Raw genomic sequence first — 2,304 nt, forward strand, 5'->3', positions numbered from 1 at the left:
GGATGCGGCCGGTCTGACGCCAATCGCGGCGCTCGGTGGCCATGAACATGATGGTTCCTGCGACCAGGCACAACGGCACCACGAGCGACAGATCAAAGGTAAGAAGCTTCGCGACCAAGGCCGAGCCGATCTCGGCGCCGCGCACGGCAAGCTGCCCGGCGGCGCCCGACACGATGCCGGCGCCGGCGAAGGAGCCGACCAGCAGCGTGACGGCGGTGGAACTCTGCAGCGCGATCGCGAGGCCACAGCCGGCCAGCACCGCCATCAGCGGCTTGCGCATGGTGGCGCGCAGCCTGTGACGCAGCACATCGCCATAGGCGCGCTCGACACCGGTTTTTACCATGCGGGTGGCGAACAGCATCAGCGCCACTGCGCCGGCAAGGTGCAGAAGGACAACGGATCCGCTCATGCCGAGCCTCGCAACGAGGCGGCCAGGAAGCGGAAAAAGGTGCGAATCGCAAGCATTTCGAAGGTCGAGACTAAAGCAGTTTACATTAGCCGGATAATAAATTTTACCCGATTCGGCCGACATTCGGCACACGACGGCGTGTGTCGGAAATGGATAGAAGGTGCTTTGGTTGCAGATCGCGGTCGGACAGGCGGCAAATGTCGCGTCGACGCGAAGCCTGGGCTTGAACCGGTTTCTGTAAATTGGTGAACCTGCTTGCGTAACCAACGGAAATCATTACGGAATTGTAACCAAGGTATTCAGTTTCGGTTCATGCCAGCCGGAATATCTCCTTGCCTATCGACAACCAAGGAGCACTGACCATGAAGCGTCTCATACTTTCCACCGTGACCGCCGCGATGCTGACCGCTTCGGCCTTTTCGGGCCAGGCGGCGCCGCTCGTTCAGCCGAGCGAGACGCAATCGACCTACACACAGGTCGACTGGCAGAAGCCGGGCCGGCATGTCGAGAAGCGCGTCGTGAAGAAGAAGGTCGTGGTGAAGCGCAGCCATTGGCGCAATGGGCAGAAGTATTCCAGCTGGAAGCGCCATCAGGCGGTTCGCGACTGGCACCGTTATGGGCTGCGCCGTCCCGGCCCCGGCCAGGAGTGGATTCGCGTCGGCAACGACTACCTTTTGGTCAGCATCGTCTCCGGTATCATCTTCGGCGCGATCGCCGCGCACTGAGCGGGGAATGGTCCGAAAGACGGGAAGGCGGCCGCGCGGCCGCCTTCTTTTTGTCTGTGAAAAGCGGGTACGATCGGGCTTATCGAGTCGTCGCGCCCAAGCGGCTTGATTATATGGAGGGTAAACGAGCCTTTCCCGATGCGCTTTCCACCCGCCTTCCTCGACGAGATACGCGACCGCGTGCCGATTTCTTCGGTGATCGGTCAACGCGTTTCCTGGGATAGGAAGAAGTCCAACGCATCGCGCGGCGATTATTGGGCGTGCTGCCCGTTTCACGGCGAAAAGAGCCCGTCGTTCCACTGCGAGGACAAGAAGGGGCGCTATCACTGTTTCGGCTGTTCGGTCTCGGGTGATCATTTCAAGTTCCTGACCGAGCTCGACGGCATGAGCTTTCCCGAAGCGGTCGAAAGGATCGCAGAGATGGCCGGCGTGCCGATGCCGGTGCGCGACGCCCAAGAAGAAAAGCGCGAGAAGGAACGCGCCAGCCTGACCGACGTCATGGAGATGGCGACGGTCTTCTTCCAGGAGCGCCTGCAGGGACCGGAAGGCGCCAAGGCCCGCGCCTATCTGCGCGACCGCGGTCTGACGCCGGCGACGCAGCAGTCCTTCCGGCTCGGCTATGCGCCGGACAGCCGCAACGCGCTCAAGGAATACCTCGCCGCCAAGGGGGTGCCGAAGGCCGATATCGAAGCCTGCGGACTGGTCCGGCATGGCGACGACATCCCGGTCTCCTATGACTGGTTCCGCGACCGCATCATGTTCCCGATCCCGGATTCGCGCGGCAGGATCATCGCCTTCGGCGGTCGGGCGCTGGCGCCGGACGCTTTGGCGAAATACATGAACTCGCCGGAGACCGAGCTCTTCCACAAGGGCAACGTGCTCTACAATTTCGCCCGCGCCCGCAAAGCGGTGGCCAAGGGCGGCACGGTGATCGCCGTCGAAGGCTATATGGATGTGATCGCGCTGGCACAGGCCGGCTTCGAGAATGCCGTGGCGCCTCTCGGCACGGCGCTCACCGAAAACCAGCTCGAGCTTTTGTGGCGCATGGCGCCGGAGCCGGTGCTTTGCTTCGACGGCGACCAGGCCGGGCTGAAGGCCGCCTGGCGCGCCGCCGACCTCGCGCTGCCGTCGGTGCAGCCCGGGCGCTCGGCACGCTTCGCGCTGCTGCCC

General features: G+C 63.2%; 2 protein-coding genes and 1 pseudogene. 2 read left to right on the top strand and 1 reads right to left on the bottom strand.

Features of this window, described 5'->3' with window-relative positions; genetic code table 11:
• Positions 1-409 (bottom strand): annotated as a pseudogene (locus EOA60_RS29340) (Na/Pi cotransporter family protein); the annotation flags it as partial.
• A 362-nt stretch (positions 410-771) separates the two neighbouring features.
• Between EOA60_RS29340 and EOA60_RS29345 the strand changes: the two are divergent.
• Both EOA60_RS29345 and dnaG read left to right on the top strand, forming a co-directional pair.
• A complete protein-coding gene (locus tag EOA60_RS29345; RefSeq protein ID WP_066994606.1) occupies positions 772-1,134 on the top strand; it encodes an RcnB family protein in 363 nt (120 codons plus the stop codon).
• A 138-nt stretch (positions 1,135-1,272) separates the two neighbouring features.
• Positions 1,273-2,304: DNA primase (gene dnaG, locus EOA60_RS29350; protein ID WP_128312355.1), on the top strand; the 1,032-nt coding region annotated here is incomplete at its 3' end.

The organism is Mesorhizobium sp. M1A.F.Ca.IN.020.06.1.1, from assembly GCF_004023265.1.
GTDB lineage: Bacteria > Pseudomonadota > Alphaproteobacteria > Rhizobiales > Rhizobiaceae > Mesorhizobium.

Bases quoted from the DNA above. Each gene is read 5' to 3' on its own strand.
- EOA60_RS29345 (WP_066994606.1), top strand. From the start codon at position 772: ATGAAGCGTCTCATACTTTCCACCGTGACCGCCGCGATGCTGACCGCT.